At 66.4% G+C, this 19,768-nt stretch carries 24 protein-coding genes; 5 read left to right on the forward strand and 19 right to left on the reverse strand.

All coding sequences use genetic code 11. The features are described 5' to 3' along the window. Positions 1–280 precede the first annotated feature (280 nt). Together leuA and BSZ14_RS04315 are read left to right on the forward strand one after the other, a co-directional pair. Positions 281–1,939 carry a 2-isopropylmalate synthase gene (gene leuA / locus BSZ14_RS04310; RefSeq protein WP_076709954.1) on the forward strand — a complete coding sequence of 553 codons (1,659 nt, stop codon included), beginning with the start codon at positions 281–283 and terminating at the stop codon, positions 1,937–1,939. Positions 1,940–2,062: 123 nt separating this feature from the next. Further along, entirely contained in the window at positions 2,063–2,863 is an 801-nt protein-coding gene (locus BSZ14_RS04315) for a hypothetical protein (RefSeq protein WP_139330310.1), read from the forward strand. Positions 2,864–3,063: 200 nt separating this feature from the next. Here the strand turns inward: BSZ14_RS04315 and BSZ14_RS04320 are convergent, their stop codons facing one another. The 9 genes from BSZ14_RS04320 to BSZ14_RS04360 all read right to left on the reverse strand — a co-directional run bounded on the left by BSZ14_RS04320 (position 3,064) and on the right by BSZ14_RS04360 (position 10,142). Further along, the gene (locus BSZ14_RS04320) at positions 3,064–4,518 is read right to left on the reverse strand and encodes a porin (RefSeq protein ID WP_076709955.1); all 1,455 of its coding nucleotides are present in this window, start codon (positions 4,516–4,518) and stop codon (positions 3,064–3,066) included. Positions 4,519–4,620: 102 nt separating this feature from the next. Continuing rightward, positions 4,621–4,974 (reverse strand): dihydroneopterin aldolase, encoded by a 354-nt coding sequence (locus BSZ14_RS04325; RefSeq protein ID WP_076709956.1) that lies wholly within the window; start codon positions 4,972–4,974, stop codon positions 4,621–4,623. Beyond that, a complete protein-coding gene (locus BSZ14_RS04330) occupies positions 4,971–5,717 on the reverse strand; it encodes an SDR family oxidoreductase (RefSeq protein WP_076709957.1) in 747 nt (248 codons plus the stop codon). The genes BSZ14_RS04325 and BSZ14_RS04330 overlap by 4 nt, the downstream gene beginning before the upstream one ends. Continuing rightward, the gene (gene folE / locus BSZ14_RS04335; RefSeq protein WP_042489942.1) at positions 5,714–6,340 is read right to left on the reverse strand and encodes a GTP cyclohydrolase I FolE; all 627 of its coding nucleotides are present in this window, start codon (positions 6,338–6,340) and stop codon (positions 5,714–5,716) included. The genes BSZ14_RS04330 and folE overlap by 4 nt, the downstream gene beginning before the upstream one ends. A gap of 209 nt (positions 6,341–6,549) precedes the next feature. Further along, positions 6,550–7,392: an S-formylglutathione hydrolase gene (gene fghA, locus BSZ14_RS04340; RefSeq protein WP_076709958.1), complete on the reverse strand. Its 843-nt coding sequence runs from the start codon at positions 7,390–7,392 to the stop codon at positions 6,550–6,552. After that, positions 7,389–8,234, reverse strand: a complete 846-nt coding sequence (purU, locus tag BSZ14_RS04345) for a formyltetrahydrofolate deformylase (protein ID WP_076709997.1) — start codon at positions 8,232–8,234, stop codon at positions 7,389–7,391. The genes fghA and purU overlap by 4 nt, the downstream gene beginning before the upstream one ends. A gap of 14 nt (positions 8,235–8,248) precedes the next feature. Next, positions 8,249–8,644, reverse strand: coding sequence for a VOC family protein (locus tag BSZ14_RS04350; RefSeq protein ID WP_076709959.1), 396 nt, complete (start codon positions 8,642–8,644; stop codon positions 8,249–8,251). After that, positions 8,644–9,030: a VOC family protein gene (locus BSZ14_RS04355; RefSeq protein WP_076709960.1), complete on the reverse strand. Its 387-nt coding sequence runs from the start codon at positions 9,028–9,030 to the stop codon at positions 8,644–8,646. Before BSZ14_RS04355 ends, BSZ14_RS04350 begins: the two co-directional genes overlap by 1 nt. Beyond that, positions 9,030–10,142: an S-(hydroxymethyl)glutathione dehydrogenase/class III alcohol dehydrogenase gene (locus BSZ14_RS04360; RefSeq protein WP_076709961.1), complete on the reverse strand. Its 1,113-nt coding sequence runs from the start codon at positions 10,140–10,142 to the stop codon at positions 9,030–9,032. The genes BSZ14_RS04355 and BSZ14_RS04360 overlap by 1 nt, the downstream gene beginning before the upstream one ends. A 108-nt stretch (positions 10,143–10,250) precedes the next feature. On the opposite strand from BSZ14_RS04360, the gene BSZ14_RS04365 reads away from it, so the two are divergent. Together BSZ14_RS04365 and BSZ14_RS04370 are read left to right on the forward strand one after the other, a co-directional pair. Next, on the forward strand, positions 10,251–10,454 hold the full coding sequence (locus BSZ14_RS04365) for a hypervirulence associated TUDOR domain-containing protein (protein ID WP_058744903.1): 204 nt from the start codon (positions 10,251–10,253) through the stop codon (positions 10,452–10,454). 56 nt (positions 10,455–10,510) lie between these two features. Beyond that, positions 10,511–10,771, forward strand: coding sequence for an SWIB/MDM2 domain-containing protein (locus tag BSZ14_RS04370; RefSeq protein ID WP_007405135.1), 261 nt, complete (start codon positions 10,511–10,513; stop codon positions 10,769–10,771). 57 nt (positions 10,772–10,828) lie between these two features. Here the strand turns inward: BSZ14_RS04370 and BSZ14_RS19115 are convergent, their stop codons facing one another. The 7 genes from BSZ14_RS19115 to BSZ14_RS04405 form a co-directional block, all read right to left on the reverse strand. Further along, positions 10,829–11,251 (reverse strand): hypothetical protein, encoded by a 423-nt coding sequence (locus BSZ14_RS19115; protein WP_076709962.1) that lies wholly within the window; start codon positions 11,249–11,251, stop codon positions 10,829–10,831. Positions 11,252–11,405: 154 nt separating this feature from the next. Further along, the gene (gene xth / locus BSZ14_RS04380) at positions 11,406–12,179 is read right to left on the reverse strand and encodes an exodeoxyribonuclease III (RefSeq protein WP_076709963.1); all 774 of its coding nucleotides are present in this window, start codon (positions 12,177–12,179) and stop codon (positions 11,406–11,408) included. A gap of 1 nt (position 12,180) precedes the next feature. Continuing rightward, entirely contained in the window at positions 12,181–12,519 is a 339-nt protein-coding gene (gene erpA / locus BSZ14_RS04385) for an iron-sulfur cluster insertion protein ErpA (protein WP_042489957.1), read from the reverse strand. A gap of 178 nt (positions 12,520–12,697) precedes the next feature. Beyond that, positions 12,698–13,372 (reverse strand): M23 family metallopeptidase, encoded by a 675-nt coding sequence (locus BSZ14_RS04390; RefSeq protein WP_409663381.1) that lies wholly within the window; start codon positions 13,370–13,372, stop codon positions 12,698–12,700. A 153-nt stretch (positions 13,373–13,525) separates the two neighbouring features. Next, positions 13,526–14,350 carry a ferritin-like domain-containing protein gene (locus tag BSZ14_RS04395; protein WP_042489959.1) on the reverse strand — a complete coding sequence of 275 codons (825 nt, stop codon included), beginning with the start codon at positions 14,348–14,350 and terminating at the stop codon, positions 13,526–13,528. After that, positions 14,347–14,802, reverse strand: coding sequence for a peroxiredoxin (locus BSZ14_RS04400; protein ID WP_042489960.1), 456 nt, complete (start codon positions 14,800–14,802; stop codon positions 14,347–14,349). Before BSZ14_RS04400 ends, BSZ14_RS04395 begins: the two co-directional genes overlap by 4 nt. Continuing rightward, on the reverse strand, positions 14,789–17,464 hold the full coding sequence (locus BSZ14_RS04405; protein ID WP_076709964.1) for a bifunctional [glutamine synthetase] adenylyltransferase/[glutamine synthetase]-adenylyl-L-tyrosine phosphorylase: 2,676 nt from the start codon (positions 17,462–17,464) through the stop codon (positions 14,789–14,791). Before BSZ14_RS04405 ends, BSZ14_RS04400 begins: the two co-directional genes overlap by 14 nt. A 111-nt stretch (positions 17,465–17,575) precedes the next feature. Here BSZ14_RS04405 and BSZ14_RS19575 point away from each other — a divergent pair, with 111 nt between their 5' ends. After that, on the forward strand, positions 17,576–17,731 hold the full coding sequence (locus BSZ14_RS19575; RefSeq protein WP_206744327.1) for a hypothetical protein: 156 nt from the start codon (positions 17,576–17,578) through the stop codon (positions 17,729–17,731). 4 nt (positions 17,732–17,735) lie between these two features. Here the strand turns inward: BSZ14_RS19575 and BSZ14_RS04410 are convergent, their stop codons facing one another. The 3 genes from BSZ14_RS04410 to BSZ14_RS19850 all read right to left on the reverse strand — a co-directional run bounded on the left by BSZ14_RS04410 (position 17,736) and on the right by BSZ14_RS19850 (position 19,749). Further along, positions 17,736–18,758 carry a DUF6624 domain-containing protein gene (locus tag BSZ14_RS04410; RefSeq protein WP_139330313.1) on the reverse strand — a complete coding sequence of 341 codons (1,023 nt, stop codon included), beginning with the start codon at positions 18,756–18,758 and terminating at the stop codon, positions 17,736–17,738. Between the two features lie 99 nt (positions 18,759–18,857). Beyond that, positions 18,858–19,505, reverse strand: coding sequence for a sigma-70 family RNA polymerase sigma factor (locus tag BSZ14_RS04415; RefSeq protein WP_042490011.1), 648 nt, complete (start codon positions 19,503–19,505; stop codon positions 18,858–18,860). A 106-nt stretch (positions 19,506–19,611) separates the two neighbouring features. Next, positions 19,612–19,749: a hypothetical protein gene (locus BSZ14_RS19850; RefSeq protein ID WP_042489965.1), complete on the reverse strand. Its 138-nt coding sequence runs from the start codon at positions 19,747–19,749 to the stop codon at positions 19,612–19,614. Positions 19,750–19,768: the final 19 nt, after the last annotated feature.

Below are 19,768 nucleotides of genomic sequence, written 5' to 3' on the forward strand. Positions count from 1 at the left end.
GCTGCCCGGCACACCTGCCGGTCTTCGCTGCCGTCGATGGCGGGTGGCGCTTTAACAAAGCGTTCACGCGGTGCGGCGGGATATGGACAAGCCCGCCCCGACGCGGCATGAACCGCTCCATCATGATCGCCGCGCTGCTGCTCCGTTCGCTTCGACTTATCCGCCCTTAGGGGAGGATCGGCGTGGCCATGCGCGACTTCCCTAAGGGCGGAATGAAACGATAAGCCTGTCCCCGCCGCGCCCTGGCCTGACGCGGCCGAGAATGCTGGAAGACCCGATCATGTTACGCGATCCCTCGACCAAATACCGCCCCTTCCCCACCATCGCCCTGCCCGACCGGCAATGGCCGAACCGTACGATCACGAAGGCGCCGCGCTGGCTGTCGACCGATCTGCGTGACGGCAACCAGGCGCTGATCGACCCGATGGACGCCGAGAAGAAGACGCGGATGTTCGACCTGCTGGTCAAGGTCGGGCTGAAGGAGATCGAGGTCGGCTTCCCGAGTGCGGGCGCGACCGAGTTCGACTTCATCTCCGGCCTGATCCGCGACGACCGCATTCCCGACGACGTGACGATCCAGGTCCTCACCCAGTCGCGCCGCGACCTGATCGAGCGCAGCTTCGAAAGCCTGGAGGGCGCGCGCACCGCGATCGTCCATCTCTACAACGCAGTCAGCCCGGCGTGGCGCAAGATCGTGTTCGGCATGACCCGCGACGAGGTCCGCAGGATCGCGGTCGAGGGCGCCAAGATCCTGCGCGACGAGGCGGCCAAGCGCCCGAACACCGACTGGTTCTTCGAATATAGCCCGGAGACCTTCTCGACCGCCGAGCTGGATTTCTCGGTCGAGGTCTGCGCCGCGGTCATGGACGTGCTGAAGCCGACGCCCGACCATCCGCTGATCCTGAACCTGCCCGCGACGGTCGAGTGCGCGACGCCCAATGTCTATGCCGACCAGATCGAATGGTTCGGCCGCAACATTCCGAACCGCGACTCCGTGGTCATCTCGCTCCACACCCATAACGACCGGGGCACCGGCGTCGCCGCCGCCGAGCTGGGCGTCATGGCGGGGGCCGACCGGGTCGAGGGCTGCCTGCTCGGCAATGGCGAGCGGACCGGCAATTGCGATCTCGTGACCGTCGCGCTCAACATGTACACCCAAGGCGTCGACCCCAAGCTCGACCTGTCGGACATCGACGAGGTGGTGAACACGGTCAATTACTGCACCAACCTGCCCGTCCACCCGCGCACCCCCTATGCGGGCGATCTGGTCTTCACCGCCTTTTCGGGCAGCCATCAGGACGCGATCAAGAAGGGCTTCGCCGCCCAGGGCCAGCGCAACGACGATCTGTGGGAAGTCCCCTACCTCCCCATCGATCCCGCCGATCTGGGCCGCAGCTACGAAGCGGTCATCCGCGTCAATTCGCAGTCGGGCAAGGGTGGCGTCGCCTGGGTGATCGAGCAGGACAAGGGGCTGAAGCTTCCCAAGCGGCTCCAGGCCGATTTCAGCCGCCATGTCCAGGCGATGGCCGACGCGACCAGCCGCGAACTCAACGCCGCGGACATCTGGCGCGGGTTCGAGGCGACCTATCTGCCGCGCGAGGGCGACCGTTTCGTGCTGCGCGACTATGAGGAAAGCGGCTCGACCGGCCAGCGGACCTTTATCGGCCGCGTGCAGGTGGATGGCGAGGAACGGTCGATCTCGGGTCGCGGCAACGGCCTGATCTCCAGCGTGATCGCGGCACTCGCCGACACCACGGGTCCGAACCTGGAAGTCATCGACTATAACGAACACGCCATCGGTCACGGCGCGGACGCTCAGGCCGCCGCCTATGTCGAGGCGCGGACCCCGGATGGGCGGGTCGTGTTCGGCGTGGGGCTGGACACCGACATCGCCACCGCCAGCGTCCGGGCGGTGCTCTCCGCCGCCAACCGGGCCTGATGCGCCCCGTCCTTCTCGGCTAAGACGACGCGCCATGAAAGCGTCGTTCCTTCCTCCCCTGCAAGGGGAGGTGGCAGACCGAAGGTCTGACGGAGGGGTGTCCCGGCCGATGATATGTCCATCATGAGCGCGGTCGTCCCTCCGTCCTCGCGCTGGTCGTTCATCCCCGAGCGCTACCGTGAGAAACTGCGCGAACGGGGGGCCTCGATCACGCTCACCGTGCTGGCGCACCTGTTGCTGGCATGGCTGCTGTTCCATCTGGCGCCCAAGCTGATCGACCCGGAGAAATCCTCGGTCCTCAACACCTTCTCCGTGTCACCGGATGACAAGGAGTCGGGCGCGCCGGTGCCCAAGACCCGCACGGCGACGCGCAAGCCCGCCGCGGCAGGCGGCTCCAAGGCCCCGGTCTCGGAGAAGCGTGCCGACACCCCTGTCCCGCAGCCCGAGAAGAAGGCCGACACCTCCGCGCCGACGCCGTGGCAATGGGGGGACAAGTCTTTGTTCGACGCAGGCGATATCGCCGCCCTGCCCAAGGGCGAAGGCAAGGGTGTCGGGTCGAGCAAGGGCGACGACCGGGGCGAGGACAGCGCATCGGCCTATGGCCCTGGCGAGGGGCCGGGCGGTCGGCGGCTCTACAATGCGGAATGGTTCCCGCGCCGCCCGAGCAATGCCGAGTTGAACGGCTATTTGCGCGGCCCCGCCCCCGATGGCGGCTGGGCGTTGATCGCGTGCCGCACCATCCCCGGCTACCGCGTCGAGAATTGCCAGATCCTGGGCGAGTCGCCCGTCGGCTCCGGGCTGGCCCGCTCGATGCGCGAGGCCGCCTGGCAGTTCCGCGTCCGGGCACCACGCGTCAACGGCAAGGAGATGATCGGCGAATGGGTCCGTATACGGATCGACTTCACCACCAGGGGCGGTGGTTGACGCGTCGGGCGGATCGACATCCCTGCGGCCCCCTCCCCAGAGCGGGATGACGTCACATGGAATCAGCGTAAGCCCCTCCCCTTCAGGGGAGGGGTTGGGGTGGGGCCTCTCCACGAACGCCGCGCTTACGGAAGCGCCCCACCCCCTGCCCCCTCCCCTGAAGGGGAGGGGAAGGAAGGCGCATATACTATCGATAAGGCTCAATATGTGAATTGCAGCTGGGTGCGGATCAGGTCGCCGGTCGCGCGGCCCGTCCGCCGTGCATCCGCCTCGCGCCGTTCCATCCGGGCATAGGCGATCGTCAGTTCCAGCGCCTCGACCAGCTGGATCTCGGCGCCGAGTTCCCACTCGTCGGTTTCCAGCCGGGGGGCATCGACATTGGCCTTCCACCCGCCGCGATAATGCTGCCACCGGACATAGGGGATGGCGCGGCCGACCGGCGTCTGGCCTACATTCGCCATCAGCTGGACATAGCCGCCGCCCAGACGGCTGGAACGGATCGTCGCCGATGCGCTGTCATATTGCGGCCCCCAGCCGGTCGTCCATTCGGTCTGTATCCCGAAGGGCTGCGGATAGAGGATAGCGTGGACGGCGACGCGATCGTCGCGATAGTCGACCGGGCTGACCCCGCCGCTGCGCAGCTCGGGCCGGAAGCGGTTGAACATCGCCGATCCGCCGATCTCCAGCACCTGATCCCGGAACAACGGCCCCAGCCCGTCCAGCGCGAAGGGCCAGGTGGCCATGGCGACCTTCATCAGATTGTCGGTCCGCTCGGTCCGGTTGGTCCCCTGCCCGTTATAGACGGCCAGACCAAAGGCACCATAATTGCCGAACAGCTTCTGCTTGTTCTTGGTCAGCCGATCCCAGATCGCCTGGACGGGCGCGGGCGTATAATAGACGTTAATCCCGACATCGCGCTCGCCCGGCACGCCGCTGTTGATCGCATCCGACCGATCGAGCGGCAGGCGGTTGGACGAGGATTGCAGGTTCTCCCAGCCGAACGGCACCTTGGACTGGCCGAAGCGCAGGCGCAGGCGGCGTTCGGGGTCGAGGAACCAGTCGGCATAGACGTCGCGCAACTGACCGAAATTCTCGCGCCGCTCGGTGCTGGACTGGTTGTTCACCGCCGCGCCGAAGTCGTGCTGGAAATAGAGTTGCAGCCGGTCGGTGATATCGCCTTGCAGCACCAGCCGGACACGGCGCAGCAGGAAGCCGCCATCATCGTTGATCGACGCATCGTGGACCGAGCGCAGGCGCGAACCGTTGGTCCCCGGCGCGTCCTCGCTGTCGAGCAGGGCGTTGTAGCGAAGCTGCGTATAGCCGCGCAGGCGCAACCGCTCATACCAGGGCGTCCGTGACGATACCGGCTTGGGCGCGCTGGCCACCCGCTGCGGTGCAGGGGCCGGGGCGGGCGCGCGCGAGACAGGTGCCAATGCCACGACCGGCGGAGTGGATGGGGTGACAGGCGCCGTTGGAACGGCAGCCGTCGTGCCCTTTTGCGCATCGGTAAGCAGCTTGATCTGCGCCTTCAGCTCGTCGATCTGACGCTGCAATTCCTGCACCGTCTGGGCGGCGGCGGGGGACGGACAGGTCGCGAGCATCGTCGCGGCGGCGAACCCGGCACCGGCCCGCTGGGGTATCCACTTGATCGCCATGCTGTTCCGCCCTGTTTTCGGCGGCGACTTAGGACGGCTCCGGCCCCTTCCGCAACAGATTGATGACAGCAGCGTGATATTATCGTGACAAGCCGTTCAGCGTCAGCGGCTCCGCTCGATCTCGCAACCGATCCGGGCGTCGGGATAGATGTCGGTCTTGGTCGATCGCACCGTCACCGAAGTCACGCGGGGATCGGCGAGGCATAGTGCCGCGACCGCCTCGCACAGGCTTTCCTGCAAGGCAAAACCGGGGCCGCGCGCCATCGCCAATATGCCTTCGCGCAGGAAGTCATAGTCCAGCACTTCCTCGATCCGGTCGGCACTGGGCGCGGCGGGATAGGTGACGGTCATCGCGACCGACAGGCTGACCGGCTGGGGCGCGACTTCATGCGGATAGATGCCCAGATGCATCGCCACCGTCATCTCGTCGAGCAGGATTCGATAGGTCGCCGTCATGCCCGTCCCTCGAACATCACATCGCCGTCGCGGCGGCAGAAACGCTGGCCGCAATCGACATACAGGGTCTGTCCGCGAAGCCCCCGCGCGCTCAGCAGGAACGACACCGCCTCGGCCACCGCCTCCGCGCCGATCGGTCGGCCAAGCAGGTTCTTTGTTGCGGCCTCGGCAAACTCGGCGTCGCTCTGGTCCCCGCTTTGCAGGGTCAGGCCGGGGGCGACGGCATTCACCGCGATGCGGGGGGCAAGCGCCTGGGCCAGCATCGTGTTCGCGCCCGCCAGTGCGAATTTGGCGCAGCTATAGGCGAAGAAGTCGGGATTGGGATTGGCGAGCTTCTGGTCGAGGATATCGACCACCGCGCCGTCCGTGACATCGTCCTGCCGCGCCAAGGCCGAGGCGAGCAAGGCGGGCGCGGCGGCGTTGATCGCGTAGAGCTTGGCCATCAGGCCCGCATCCGTCTCCGGCGGCCGGTCGAACTCGAAGGCCGAAGCGCTGTTGACCAGCCCGTCGATCGGGCCACCCGCCGCCGCCCGCGCACGGGCGAACACCGCGTCAATCGCGTCGATCCGTGACAGGTCGCCCTGCACCATCGGCGCGTCCAGCTCCGTCGCCAGCGCCGCCGCATCCTCGCCCGAGCCGCTATAGTGGATCACCGGCCGATGCCCGTCCGCCGCCAGCCGCCGGGCGATGCTCGCGCCCAGCCGCCTGGCCGCCCCGGTCACCAGCACGGTGCGCCTGGTCATCCGGCCATGCCCATCAGCGACAGCACTTCCTTGCGGCTGCGATCGTCGTCGCGGAACACGCCCATCATCCGGCTCGTCACCATCGACACGCCCGGCGTGCGCACCCCGCGCGAGGTCATGCATCCATGCGTCGCCTCGATCACCACCGCGACGCCCAGCGGCTTCAGGTTTTCCCAGATGCAGTCGGCGACCTCGGCGGTCAGCCGTTCCTGCACCTGCAAGCGACGCGCGAAACCATGCAGCACGCGGGCGAGCTTGGAGATACCGACGACATGGTTGCGCGGCAGATAGGCGATGTGCGCGCGGCCCATGATCGGTGCCATATGATGCTCGCAATGCGACTGGAAGGGGATGTCCTTCAGCAGCACGATCTCGTCATAGCCGCCGACCTCCTCGAACACCCGCGACAGGTGGACGGCCGGGTCGTCGCCATAGCCCGCGCAATATTCGCGCCATGCCCGCGCTACGCGCTTGGGGGTGTCGACCAGCCCCTCGCGTGTAGGGTCGTCCCCGGCCCAGGCGATCAGCGTGCGAATGGCCTCGGCGACATGATCGGGAACGACGATCTTGCCGTCCTGACCGATCAGGTCGCCGTCCTCCGGGTCGCCATGGGCGCAGCTCATATCATGTCCTTCACATCAAAGCCGGTGCGATAGCGGAACGATGGCCGGGGTGCAAAACTCGCATTCCCGTAACCCATGTCACATGAATCCGTTCAGCCTGAGCGTAGTCGAAGGCCAAGGGAATCCGCCCGGATTCAGGCGATGTGGCGTGGTCCTCGGCTACGCTCAGGCTGAACGGAAGGGGGGATGCTTGGCTCCGCGGGAAGGAATTATCCGCGCAGCCGCTCCGCCGCCCAGGCGACATGGTCGGCCATCAAGGTGGAGATGAAGTTGTAGCTGTGGTCGTAACCCGGTTGCATCCGCAGCGTCAGGGCGATCCCCGCCTTCTTACACGCCTCGGCCAACAATTCGGGGCGCAACTGCTCGATCAGGAACTGGTCGGCATCGCCTTGGTCAACCAGCAGGTCGGGCACCCGCGCGCCGTCCTCGATCAGCGCGACGGCATCGGCCCGTCGCCATGCGGCACGGTCGGAGCCCAGATAGCCGCCCAGTGCCTTCTCGCCCCACGGCACCCGGGATGGCGCGACGATGGGGGCGAAGGCCGACACGCTGCGGAAGCGGTCCGGGTTGCGCAGCCCGATGGTCAGCGCGCCGTGGCCCCCCATCGAATGGCCGGTGATCGCTTGCGCGTCCATATCGGCCATGGGCAAATGCGCGGCGATCAGCGCGGGCAGTTCCTGCTCGATATAGGTCCGCATCTGGAAATGCTTTGCCCAGGGTTCTTCGGTCGCATCGACATAGAAGCCCGCACCCTGCCCCATGTCATAGGCATCGTCGTTCGCCACCCCGTCGCCGCGCGGCGAGGTGTCCGGCGCGATGAAGATCACCCGATGCTCGGCACAAGGCCCACGAAACTCGCCCTTGTCGGTGACATTGGCATGGGTGCAGGTCAGGCCCGACAGATACCAGAGGACGGGCAGCTTCTCGCCTTCCTCATGCTCCGGCACGAAGACCGAAAAGGTCATGCGCGTGCCGGTCGCCGCGCTGTCGTGCGCGTATACGCCCTGCACGCCGCCATGTGCCTTGGAGGTCGAAATCGTCTCGATCGTCATCGGAACACCACCGTCCGGTTGTCATTGAGGAAGACCCGCCGCTCACCCACCCAGGCGACCGCGCGGGCCAGCACCTGCGCCTCGATATCGCGGCCGATGCGGATCAGGTCGTCGATACTGGCGCGGTGATCGACCCGCTCGACCGCCTGTTCGATGATCGGCCCTTCGTCCAGGTCGGCGGTCACGAAATGCGCGGTCGCGCCGATCAGCTTCACGCCGCGGGCGTGCGCGCGATGATAGGGCTGCGCGCCCTTGAAGCCGGGCAGGAAGCTGTGATGGATGTTGATGCACCGCCCCGGCAGAGCGGCGACCAGCCGCTCGCCCAGCACCTGCATATAACGGGCGAGGACGAGGTAATCAGCGCGGGTGCTCTCCATCAGGTCGAGCATCGCCGCTTCCTGTTCGGCGCGGTTGCTGTTGTCGACCGGCAGATGATGCCAGGGCAGGCCGTGCCAGTCGACCAGCGGGCGAAGGCTGTCGTGATTGGACACGACCCCGACGATCTCGACCGGCAGGGTGTTGGTCCGCCAGCGATGCAGCAGGTCGTTCAGGCAATGCGAACCCTTCGACACCGCGAGCAGCATCCGGGGTCGCTCGGCGGCGGGCGCGACATGCCAGTCGAAACCGAAGCGCGCCGCCGGTTCGGCCAGTGCCGCCCTCACCTCCTCGACCGAGGCGGGGAAACGATTTCCCTGCCCGGTGAAGACGATGCGCAGGAAGAAGCGCCCCGTCTCCAGATCGGCATATTGCTGGCTGTCGAGGATGAAGCCGTCGATCCCCGCCAGCGCGCCCGACACGGCGGCGACGATGCCGACCCGGTCCTGACACGCCAGCGTCAGGATATAGCCGCTGTCGCTCACGCCGCCGGTGCGGGCAGGCGACAGCCCAGGCACAGCTTGTTGCCATCGGGATCGCGCAGATAACCCAGATAGGCCGGGCCCAGGCCGGTCTGGCGCTCGCCCAGCGGTGCTTCGACCGCCGTGCCGCCATTGGCGACGCCCGCCGCATGGGCGGCCTCGACCTGAGCGGGGTCCGCCGCACCCAGACCGATCGTGCCGCCATTGGCATGGGTGGCCGGCTGGCCGTCGATAGGGCGGGTCACGATGAAGACCGCGCCATTATGCAGATACATGACGCGCTCGGCACCGGGGGCCTGCATCCCCGGCTGGCCGCCCAGCGCGCCGAACAGCGCGTCGTAAAATGCCTTGGACCGCGCGATGTCGTTCGATCCGACCATGACATGCGTATACATCAGTTCGCCTCCACCAGATGCCGTGCGCAGAGCTTGTTGCCGGTCGGATCGCGCAGATAGGCGAGATAGACCTTGCCCACCGGCACGTCGCGGATACCCGGCGGGTTCTCGATCGCGGTGCCGCCATTCGCCAGCCCCGCCGCGTGCCAGGCATCGGCCTGCTCCGGCGAGTCTATCGCAAAGCCCAGCGTTGCGCCATTGGCATAGGTCGCGGGCTTTCCATCGATCGGCTTCGAGATCAGGAAACGTGCGCCCTTATAGCTGTAGACCAGCCGTCCGAGCGGATCGACCACGCCCTCGGGCGCGCCCAGCACGCCCAGAATCGCGTCGTAAAAGCGCTTGGCCGCATCGATGTCGTCGGCCCCCAGCATGACATGGCTGAACATCAGAAGATCACCACGCTGCGGATGCTTTCGCCCGCATGCATCAGGTCGAAGCCCTTGTTGATCTCCTCCAGCGTCAGTCGGTGGGTGATCATCGGGTCGATCTCGATCTTGCCGTTCATATACCAGTCGACGATCTTGGGCGTGTCGGTCCGCCCGCGCGCGCCGCCGAACGCGGTGCCGCGCCAGTTGCGGCCCGTCACCAGCTGGAACGGCCGCGTGCTGATTTCCTTGCCCGCCTCGGCCACGCCGATGATGATCGAAGTGCCCCAGCCCCGGTGGCAGGATTCCAGCGCGGTGCGCATCACCTCGGTATTGCCGGTCGCGTCGAAGCTGTAATCCGCGCCGCCATCGGTGAGTTCGAGGATCTTGGCGATCGTCTCCTCACGGCTCAGCCCCTTGGAGTTGAGGAAGTGGGTCATACCGAAACGACGGCCCCATTCCTCGCGATCCGGGTTGATGTCGACGCCGATGATCCGGCCCGCCCCCGCCAGCTTGGCGCCCTGGATGACGTTCAGGCCGATACCGCCCAGACCGAAGACGACGATATTCTCGCCCGGCTGCACCTTGGCGGTGTTGACCACCGCGCCGACGCCCGTCGTCACGCCGCAGCCGATATAGCAGCTGGTGTCGAACGGCGCGTCCTCGCGGATCTTGGCGACCGCGATCTCAGGGAGGACGGTGAAGTTCGAGAAGGTCGAGCAGCCCATATAATGGAAGATCGGCTGCCCCTTGTAGCTGAACCGGGTCGTGCCGTCGGGCATCAGCCCCTTGCCTTGCGTCGCGCGGATCGCGGTACACAGGTTCGTCTTGCCCGACAGGCACGACTTACACTGGCGGCATTCCGGCGTGTAGAGCGGAATGACATGGTCGCCCGGCACCACGGATGTGACGCCCGCGCCGACCTCGCGTACGATGCCGCAGCCTTCATGGCCCAGCACGCTGGGGAATATCCCCTCGCTGTCGAAGCCGTCGAGCGTATAGGCGTCGGTGTGGCAGATGCCGGTCGCCATGATCTCGACCAGGACCTCGCCCGCCTTGGGGCCTTCCAGATCGAGTTCGACGATTTCGAGCGGCTTCTTGGCCTCGAAGGCGACGGCGGCGCGGGTTTTCATGGGTTCCTGTCTCCTTGGCTGGCCGCCCTGATGCCCCGATGCGACGGCATGTGCAACCAACGAACGGCCCGGCGGATTGATGGCGCTCAACAGGATGGGAGAGCGACGATGACCGAGTTCAAAAAGGGCGACCATGTCGAATGGAACAGCCATGGCGGCACGGCCGAGGGCAAGGTCGTGAAGAAGCAGACCAGCGACACCGAGATCAAGGGGCACACGGTCCGTGCGTCGAAGGATGAGCCGCAATACATAGTAGAGAGTGACAATGGCGGAAAGGCAGCGCACAAGGCGGACGCGCTGAAGAAAGCGTGATTCACGCGCGTCCCGCCAACGGGCTGGGATGCTGAAGGATTATAGGAAGGAATAACATGGCCACCGCAACCACGGGCACCGGCATCCACGCCCCGGTCCAGCCGTCCGAGGAACTGGGCGCGATCGTCGGCAACGAGAAGCTGCCGCGCAGCCAGGTCATCAGCAAGGTGTGGGACTATATCAAGGCCAACAACCTGCAGAACCCCGAGAACAAGCGGGAAATCCTGGCCGACGACAAGCTGAAGAAGGTGTTCGGCAAGGACAAGTGCACCATGTTCGAGATGAACAAGTTCATCTCGGCGCACCTGAAGAAGTAAGCCTTTGGCGATGCCCCGGCCACCGTGCCGGGGCGTAACCCCACGCCGCCCGCGCCGCTATCGCAGGTCCAGGACCAGCGGCTTGCGCACGGGCGGCGGCTGGGACGATTTTTCGGTCGGAGCTGGTGTACGACCCTGGGCACGCGTCGCTGTGGGCGTCGGCGTCGCCGCAGGGGCCGGATCGCCCGCCCCCACTCGCCCCGCCTCGATCTGGTTCAGCCTCTGCTCGACCAGTTGCGCGTCCAGCAGCTTGCGATCCCCCTGCATCGCCGCCACCTGCGCCTCGAGCGCGGCCACACGCTGCTCCAGCATCTTCACCCGCACCTGATCCTGGGTCTGCGCGACCATGTCCTGGGCGATCTTCTCCTGCCGCGCCCGTTCCTGCGCATCGGCATCGGCGAGCCGGTCGTCGGCGCGGCTATTCTGTTGGCACGCGGCCAGCGACAAAGTGAGGATCAACAGGGAAGCGGCACGGCGCATGAACGATCTCTGTTTAGTAAATCCTCCCCGGCACGGGGAGGTGGCAGGCCAAAGGCCTGACGGAGGGGGGGCTTCCCCATGGGATAGCCTATGTCGCGATCCCCCTCCACCACCGCTTCGCGGCGGCCCCCCTCCCCGTGCCGGGGAGGAATTATCAATCCTGCAACTTCACCCAGGTCGGGGCGTGGTCACTCGCCTTTTCGCGCCCGCGATAACTCTTGTCGACGCCTGCATCGACCAGCCGGTCGGCGGCCTGCGGGCTGAGCAGGAGATGGTCGATCCGAAAGCCCGCATCACGCTGCCACGACCCGGCCTGATAGTCCCAGAAGGTCCACACCCCGCCCTTGGGCGCGCGCGTCCGCAGCGAATCCGTCCACCCTTGCGCCAGCAACCGACGATAGGCCTGACGGCTCTCCGGCTGCATCAGCGCATCGCTCGCCATGGCCGGGACGGAGAAGGTGTCGTCGTCATTCGGGATGACATTGTAATCCCCGGCCAGCACGGCAGGCACTTCCTCGGCCAGCAATGCGCGGGCGCGCGCCGCCAGCCGCTCCATCCAGCGCAGCTTATAATCGAATTTCGGCCCCGGCTGCGGATTGCCGTTGGGCAGATAGAGCGAGGCGACGACCAGACCGTTGACCTCGCATTCGAGATAGCGGCTATGGTCGTCCTCATCCTCGCCAGCCAGCCCGCGCTGCCGCTCGACCGGCTGGGCACCACGCGCGAGCACCGCGACGCCGTTCCAGCTCTTCTGACCGTGCCAGACCGCGCCGTACCCGGCCGCTTCGATATCCTGGATCGGGAAGGTTTCGTCGCTGGCCTTCAGCTCCTGGAGACAAACGATATCCGCATCGGCCTCGGCCAGATATTCGAGCAGCCGGGGCAGTCGGGCCTTGATCCCGTTGACGTTGTACGTGGTGATCTTCACGTCAGACCGAGAAGCTGGTGCCGCAGCCGCAGCCCGAGGCCGCGTTGGGGTTCTTCACCTGAAACGCCGCGCCGCCCAGCGATTCGACATAATCGACCTGCGCCCCCCGGACGAGGTCCAGGCTGATGCTGTCGACGACCAGCGTGACGCCATCGGTTCGGGTCACCGCATCATCGTCGGCCGGTGCATCGGCCAGGCCGAACTTGTACTGGAAGCCCGAACAGCCGCCGCCTTCGACCGACAGACGCAGGATGGCGGGCTTGTTCTGCCGCTCGGCGATCGTCGCGACACGCGCCGCGGCGGCCGGGGTCAGCGCGATTTCGGAAATGCTGGTGGCCATGGGGGTGAGATAGGCGCGAGGAGCGAGTGGGGCAATCCCACTAAATCCTCCCCGGCACGGGGAGGTGGCAGACCGGAGGTCTGACGGAGGGGGGCCTCTCCACGGGATGCCTCTGGCCGCAATCCCCCTCCACCGCTCTTCGAGCGGTCCCCCTCCCCATGCCGGGGAGGAATATTTGTCAGTCCTGCGCGGCGGGGCCGTCGGAGGAAACCGGGATCTGGTGGATCGCATGATCCTGCGACGCGGTCAGATAATCGCCGGTGGTCAGGAAGGGCACGGGATTGACGGCATGGCCGTCCATGCGGACTTCGTAATGCAGGTGCGAGCCGGTCGAACGCCCGGTCGAGCCCATCAGCGCGATCAGCTGGCCGCGCGTCACGCGGGCGCCATCGGCGACCAGGATCTTCGAAAGGTGGCCGTAACGGGTCGCGATGCCCTTGCCATGGTTGATCTCGACCATGTTGCCATAGCCGCCCTGCCAGCTGGCATGGTCGACGATACCGTCGGCGGTTGCATAGATCGGGGTGCCGACAGGCCCCGGAATATCGACCCCGGCATGCATCGCGGCGGTGCCACGGAACGGGTCGGAGCGGATGCCGAAATTGCTGGTGAACTGGAGCTTTTCGACAGGATGGACCGAGGGGATGGCGATGACGCCGTTCGGGCGGGCGTCCATCTTCTTCCAGGTCTGGAACAGGGTGCGGAACTGCTGGTCGGTGCGCAGGTCGGCCGAGGCTTCGGCGCTGTTGGCGGGGATGAACTCGCCCCCGACCGCCTTGGGCGCGCCATGGGCCGGAGCGGCGGCGGGTGCCGAATGGGCCAATGCCATCTGGCCCGACAGGCCGATCGTCAATGCAGTGAGGAAAACGGATCGGACGCGCGATGCAATCGATTTACCCGAGAGTGCCAGTTGATTCATCGAACCCCGAACCCTTGTCGCCGAACGATCCCGCAGTCGGAAAAGCCCGGCTTCGTTCATCCTATGCTGTGTCGCAGCCCCACCGCGTTACAGACGGTCAGCTTGTGCCTTTATGGGTTCCTCGTCCGCAAGGGGCGCATAGAAATCACGCGTCAAACCGGCTGTATCGCGCGCCGAAACGTTGAACGGTGGCTTAACGACCCCGCGAAAATGGCGGCGGACCAGCATCCGCCAGTGTTCGGCAGGCTCGATGTCGTGCCCGGCGGCCAGATAGCCGAACCATTTCGCGCCGAATCCGACATGCCGGATCTCGTCGGTATAGATGCGGTTGAGGATGCGCGCCGACACCTCGTCGCCCCCGGCCCGAAAGCGTGCGACCGTTTCCGGCGTCACGTCGAGGCCCCTGGCCTCCAGCACCATCGGCACGACCGCCAGCCGCGCCATGGCGTCATGCGCGGTTTCCTCCGCCGCTTCCCACAGGCCCGCATGGGCGGGCAATTCGCCATACCCAGAACCCAGCGTCTTCAACCGGCGATGCAGGACGGCAAAGTGCATCGCCTCATCCGCGCCGACCGAAATCCAGTCGTCGACAAAGGTGCGCGGAAACTGCCCGCCGAAGCGCCCCGCCGCGTCGAAGGCCAGGTCGATCGCCGCGAACTCGATATGGGCCAGCGCATGGAGCAGCGCGATCCGCCCCTTCTCCGATCCGCCGCGCCCGCGCTTGGGCATACGGTTGGGCGGCAGCAGCTCGGGTCGATCGGGCCGCCCTGGCGCATCGGGCATCGCGACGTCGAAGTCATGCGCCAACACGCCCCGCCGCCAACCGCGCGCCACCGCCCGCGCGGCCCGCACCTTGGCCAGCGGATCGCTTTCGCGCAGAACGCCCGCGCAGGCTTGGGCGATCGTCGTCAAAGCGCGCGCGCCGCCTCCAGCACGGCCTCGGCATGGCCGGGCACCTTCACCTTGCGCCAGCTCTGCACGAGCGTCCCATCGCGGCCGAACAGGAAGGTCGCCCGCTCGATGCCCATATAGGTCTTGCCGTAGAGCTTCTTCTCACCCCAGACGCCGAACGCCTCGCAGGCCGCGCCGTCCTCGTCGCTGACCAGTTCGACCGCCAGCGTGTATTTTTCGCTGAACTTGCGATGCCTGGCCGGGCTGTCCTTGGAGATGCCGATCACCCGCACGCCAGCGCTCTCAAAATCCCCGGCCAGCGCGGTGAAGTCCTGCGCCTCGCGCGTGCAGCCGCTGGTGTCGTCCTTGGGATAGAAATAGACGACCAGCGGCCCGGCCAGATCGCCCAGCGCCAGCTTTTCGTCGTTCGCGGTCGTGACCGTCACCGCCGGAATTGCATCACCCTGCTGCATTACCATCTCCATGCCAGACTCGGGCGACCTCCTGCCGTGTCGCCTCCAGCGTGGCAACCACCGTCGCCCAGTCGGGCAGGCCCATGGCGCGCGCGATCAGCGGGCGGGTCGGCTCGGGCGGCTCCTGCCCGTCGGGCACCAGCAGGCGGAAGGACACCAGCGCGCGGGTCAGCACGTCATGCGCCCGCGCCATGGACGGCGGCATCAGCTCCTCCGCCACCAGCGCACCGATCGCTTGCCCAAGATCGGGGTCGAAGCCCGCGCGGTGGATCAACTGCGCCCGATGCACCGCGAACTCCAGGTCGACCAGCCCGCCGGGCAGCAGCTTGACGTCGAGCGGTCCCTGCGGCGGTTTGTGCCGCGCCATTTCGGCCCGCATATCGCCCGCCTCGGTCGCGACATCGCGATCGGGTCGGTTGCCATTGAGCACATCCGCGACGATCGCCGCCACCTCCGCCCGTGCGCTTGCCGAGCCGAAGATCGGCCGGGCGCGGGTCAATGCCATATGCTCCCAGGTCCAGGCGTCTTCGCGTTGATATCGCGCGAAACTCTCGACCGAGACGACCAAAGGCCCCTGCGTGCCGGACGGCCGCAGCCGCGTGTCGACCGGATAGAGCGGCCCCGCCTGGGTCGGCACCGACAAGGCCGCCGTCACCCGCTGCGCGAGGCGGTTATAGTAAAGCGTCGCCCCCAAAGGCTTCGCCCCATCGGACTCGCCCGCGAAATCACCAGTGAACAGATAGACGAGGTCGAGGTCCGACGCATGGGTCAGCGCTGCGCCGCCCATCCGGCCCAGTGCCAGGATCACCAGCTCGCTGCCCGGCACCCGGCCATGCGCCGCGACGAATTCGTGGACCGTCGCCTGCGCCAGCACATCCACCGCCGCCTCGGCGACGCGCGCATAGCCGCCCGCCACCTCCAGCGGATCGGCCCGCCCCGCGACGATCTGCGCGCCCAGGGCAAAGCGCAGCTCGCCGACGACGCGGCGGACATGATCCAGCCGGTCCTGATAATCCTGCCCCGTTTCGCCGCCGCGCATCGCATGTTCCAGCAATGGGACGGCGGGCAACGGATCGAAGGCGGAGGCGTCGATCAGCCCGTCGAGCAAAGCAGGCCGCCGCGCCAGCTCGGCCGCCAGCGGCGCAGCATGGCTGAGGATCGCCACCGTCAGGCTGGCCAGGCCCGGCCGCGCCTCCAGCAGGCGGAAGATGTTGATCGCGCTGGTCATCCGCTCGAACAGCGAATCGAGCTTCAGGATCGCGGCATCGGGATCGGGAGCCTCGGCCAGCGCCTCGACCAAAGTGGGCAGCACCGCGTCCAGTGCCTCGCGCGCCGCCGGGCTACGCAGCGCGGCATAGTCGCCGCCACGCCATGCCGCGATCCGCCGCGCCGCCGCCTCGATATCGTGCAGCCCCGCCGCCGCCAGCCGCTCGTTGAGCAGGACCGGATCATGCGGCAGGCGCGGTCGCTCATCGGCATCGAGCGCGTCATAGAAGCGCCCGACCCTTTCGGTGACGGGGGCCAGCATGCCGATCAGCGCCTCGCCATCCGCCAGTCCGTGGAGTTGCGCCACCCGGCCCAGCCCTTCGCCCAACGGCAGCTGATGGGTCTGGCGGTCGTCGATCATCTGGACCCGGTGCTCGATCGTGCGCAGCAGGACATAGGCATCGGTCAGCGCCGCCGCCTGCCCTGCATCGATCCGCCCGGCCTCGGCCAGCGTCGCCAGCGCGTCGCGGGTGGCGGGTGCCCGTAGCGCGGGGTCACGGCCACCATGGATCAGCTGGTGGATCTGCGCGAAGAACTCGATCTCGCGAATGCCGCCGCGCCCGCGTTTCAAGTCATAGCCCGGCCCCATCGCCTGCCCCTGCGCATGATGATCGCGGATGCGCCGCGTCAGGTCGCGGATCTCGCCGACCGCACCGAAATCGAGCGCGCGCCGCCAGACGAACGGGCGGATCGCGTCGAGGAAACGCTGGCCCAGCGCCAGATCACCCGCCGCCGCCCGCGCCCGGATGAACGCCGCCCGCTCCCACGTCAGCGCCTGGCTCTCATAATAGGCGATCGCCCCCTCCACGGGAATCGCGATCGGCGTCGCCTCGGGCGAGGGCCGCAGACGCAGGTCGACGCGCAGCACATAGCCCTCGCCGTCGCGCGCCTGGAGCAGCTCGACCACCCGCTTGCCGATCCGCACCGCCGCATCCTCCGGCTCCTCGCGCGGGCGGCGGGGAAGCGTCTGCGGATCGAAGATCAGGATCGGGTCGATATCGGAAGAATAATTGAGTTCGCGACTGCCCTGCTTGCCCAGCGCGATGGCGGCGAAACCGACCGGCTCGGCACCCGGCGTCCGTTCCTCGATCGCGGCGCGGATCGCGCGGTCGAGGGATCGGTCGGCGAAATCGGTCAGCCGGTGCGTCACCTCGGTCAGGTCGTAAAGCCCGGACAGGTCGCCCAACGCAACGGTCAGCGCCAGCGCGCGCCGCTCGCGGCGCAATCGGGTGCCGACCGGCAGATCCTCGGCCGTAGCGGGCGGCGCGAGCAATTCGCCCGCCAGCGCGCCCGCCTCTATGTCCGGCTCCCGGTCGAGCAGCATCGCCAGAAAGGACGAATGCCGACGTGCGCGGGCGACGGCATCGGGCAAGGCGGACAGGGACAGGCTGCTCATACCCCGCTTCTACCCTGCGGGTCGTGGCGAAAGAAACACTTTCGATCCAGTTAACAAATGCGCATCAGATGATTTGCAACTTGTCAAGCGCCGATCGGTTGTGTTGTCATGATGAGCACCGAATCTGGAACCCGCGATATCCGTATCGTCCGCGCGCCGCAGCGCACGGACGATATTGGCGGCGCGCTCCGCTCGGCCTATTCCCGGCCGGTGCGGTTGCCGGACCATTGGGTGCGGTTGCTGGCGCGGCTGGATCGACGGTCCTGATCGACTACAACCTTTGGCCGGGCGGGCAGCGTCCGTAGCTTTTGTCCATTCCGCCGAGATACTCCGCCACAGGCGCAAGACCTACCTCCGCGCGCAATCGATCCACCCTTTTCTCATCTTCCAGCGGCTGGGACACGCGTTTGCCATTGTCACACATTGCTTGCGTCCCATAACGCTGCTTACCGGTGATCTTCAGCATCACGCGATCATAAAGATAGGCATAGTCCGTCTTGGACACGTCGCCATTCGTTAGAAGCGGTTCCATCGCGCGCAGCACGGTGAGTTGGAACGCCGGGTCGGCATCCGCATGCTGAACCAGCAGCCAAGCCTCGCCCGCTGCGTCGTCGCCGACCTCCGATCGTTTGGGCCAGCCCTGCTTTGCAACTATTTGCTTGAGCCATTCGGTGTTCTCATGGTCTTCGACCATCCCAGCCGCCATGAGACGCGACCGAATGATGGCACCGACCGGTTCGGGGACGGCTGGGGCCTTTACCAAGCCGTCGGGCCTCCAGTCACCGGCATAGCGCAGCATCTGCTCGCCCACCGGACGCGCCATCAGCAGGTCATGAAGCTTTTCCGTCTTCGACGCGCTGATCTGTTTGGCCGCCCCCACCGCCATCAAATAGGTGTCTGCGATCGGCACGGCCGTTTCGAGGGACTGTTGGAAAGCGGAAAAGCTTGCCCAATGTGATGCATGGGGAGCAGCGGCCACCTGCGAGCAGAGCGCATCTTCCACCGGCGCTTCTTTCAGCAGAGGATCGACGATACCAAGCGCACGCAGTTCGGCCCGCGTTTCCGCCAAACCTTGCGTATAACACGCCATCAACCAGTCCCGGACCTGCTTGTCCTGCGCCTTTTCCTCGGCAGTCGCGTCCTGGAAGCGCCCCTTCATCCATTTATAATCGCCCGGATCGAAACGATCACCCTTGATATAAGGCTTCAGGATCTCCGGAACCGGCGGCGTGGCCGCCGTCAGCAGAAAGGCGGAGAGGATCAAAGAGAGCACGCGCATAACCGGATCGGACAAGGTCTCGCAATCACTGTCAAGCCGAGCAATCCCGCAATAAAAAAGCCGCCCCGATCAGAACCGGGGCGGCAATCTTTTAACGCTCGGAAGTAAAGGCGCTTATCGCCCGCCGCTCAACTGGTCGACATCCCCCATGATCGTGTCAAGCGCAGTCTTGCTGCTGTCGGTTTCATGCAGACGCCGTGACGGCAACGAGCCTTCGTTCAGGATCGTCTCCAGCGCGACACGGCCGCGCGCCACGCGGCTCTTGATCGTGCCGACCGCGACGTTGCAGATTTCGGCCGCTTCCTCATAGGCAAAGCCGCCCGCACCGACCAGGATCAACGCCTCGCGCTGCGGCTGCGGCAAGTGCATCAGCGCGCGCTGCATATCGCCCAGCTCGACATGGCGATCCTGGCTGGCCGGGGCCGCCAGGATGCGGTCGGCGACCAGATCGTCCCACTCGCCCTTGAAGCGCGCGCGACGCATCTGCGACAGATACAGGTTGCGCAGGATGATGAAAGTCCAGGCACGCATGTTCGTACCCGCCTGAAATCGCTGGCGCGCGGCCCACGCCTTCAACAGCGTTTCCTGCACCAGATCGTCGGCCAGATCGCGGCTGCCTGAAAGCGAGCGGCCAAAGGCGCGCAGATGGGGGATCACGCGCGCCAGCTCCGCCTTGAATTCGGAATCTGGCAGCGCGACGTGCTCGACGGGCGCCTCAGGTGCGTCGTCCTCGAATTCGTCCCGCGTCAGTGGCTGCGTCATGAAAATCCGATCATCGGAAACGGCCGCCCTTGCGACCATTTCGAAACATAAGGGGCCGACCCAAAAATAGCCAGCCGTCCCAAAAGGCTAATCGCAAAGCCCCGTGTCAGCGCAGCACCAGAAAGGCGAAGATCGCGATCACGAGCACCAGCGAGATGGGCAGGATGTACCGCGTCACATGCGGCGTCGACCCTGCCCTGGCATCCTCTTTGGCGACATGAATGGGTTCATTGGAATCAGCCATGTCTGCCTCAACGCCTCTC

Source organism: Sphingomonas sp. Sph1(2015), from assembly GCF_001970915.1.
In the GTDB taxonomy this organism is placed as follows: domain Bacteria; phylum Pseudomonadota; class Alphaproteobacteria; order Sphingomonadales; family Sphingomonadaceae; genus Sphingomonas; species Sphingomonas parapaucimobilis.

Coding starts and splice junctions, on each gene's coding strand:
- leuA (WP_076709954.1), top strand. CDS start 281: ATGTTACGCGATCCCTCGACCAAATACCGCCCCTTCCCCACCATCGCC.
- BSZ14_RS04315 (WP_139330310.1), top strand. CDS start 2,063: ATGAGCGCGGTCGTCCCTCCGTCCTCGCGCTGGTCGTTCATCCCCGAG.
- BSZ14_RS04320 (WP_076709955.1), bottom strand. CDS start 4,518: ATGGCGATCAAGTGGATACCCCAGCGGGCCGGTGCCGGGTTCGCCGCC.
- BSZ14_RS04325 (WP_076709956.1), bottom strand. CDS start 4,974: ATGACGGCGACCTATCGAATCCTGCTCGACGAGATGACGGTGGCGATG.
- BSZ14_RS04330 (WP_076709957.1), bottom strand. CDS start 5,717: ATGACCAGGCGCACCGTGCTGGTGACCGGGGCGGCCAGGCGGCTGGGC.
- folE (WP_042489942.1), bottom strand. CDS start 6,340: ATGAGCTGCGCCCATGGCGACCCGGAGGACGGCGACCTGATCGGTCAG.
- fghA (WP_076709958.1), bottom strand. CDS start 7,392: ATGACGATCGAGACGATTTCGACCTCCAAGGCACATGGCGGCGTGCAG.
- BSZ14_RS04350 (WP_076709959.1), bottom strand. CDS start 8,644: ATGTATACGCATGTCATGGTCGGATCGAACGACATCGCGCGGTCCAAG.
- BSZ14_RS04355 (WP_076709960.1), bottom strand. CDS start 9,030: ATGTTCAGCCATGTCATGCTGGGGGCCGACGACATCGATGCGGCCAAG.
- BSZ14_RS04360 (WP_076709961.1), bottom strand. CDS start 10,142: ATGAAAACCCGCGCCGCCGTCGCCTTCGAGGCCAAGAAGCCGCTCGAA.
- BSZ14_RS04365 (WP_058744903.1), top strand. CDS start 10,251: ATGACCGAGTTCAAAAAGGGCGACCATGTCGAATGGAACAGCCATGGC.
- BSZ14_RS04370 (WP_007405135.1), top strand. CDS start 10,511: ATGGCCACCGCAACCACGGGCACCGGCATCCACGCCCCGGTCCAGCCG.
- BSZ14_RS19115 (WP_076709962.1), bottom strand. CDS start 11,251: ATGCGCCGTGCCGCTTCCCTGTTGATCCTCACTTTGTCGCTGGCCGCG.
- erpA (WP_042489957.1), bottom strand. CDS start 12,519: ATGGCCACCAGCATTTCCGAAATCGCGCTGACCCCGGCCGCCGCGGCG.
- BSZ14_RS04400 (WP_042489960.1), bottom strand. CDS start 14,802: ATGCAGCAGGGTGATGCAATTCCGGCGGTGACGGTCACGACCGCGAAC.
- BSZ14_RS04405 (WP_076709964.1), bottom strand. CDS start 17,464: ATGAGCAGCCTGTCCCTGTCCGCCTTGCCCGATGCCGTCGCCCGCGCA.
- BSZ14_RS19575 (WP_206744327.1), top strand. CDS start 17,576: ATGAGCACCGAATCTGGAACCCGCGATATCCGTATCGTCCGCGCGCCG.
- BSZ14_RS04415 (WP_042490011.1), bottom strand. CDS start 19,505: ATGACGCAGCCACTGACGCGGGACGAATTCGAGGACGACGCACCTGAG.
- BSZ14_RS19850 (WP_042489965.1), bottom strand. CDS start 19,749: ATGGCTGATTCCAATGAACCCATTCATGTCGCCAAAGAGGATGCCAGG.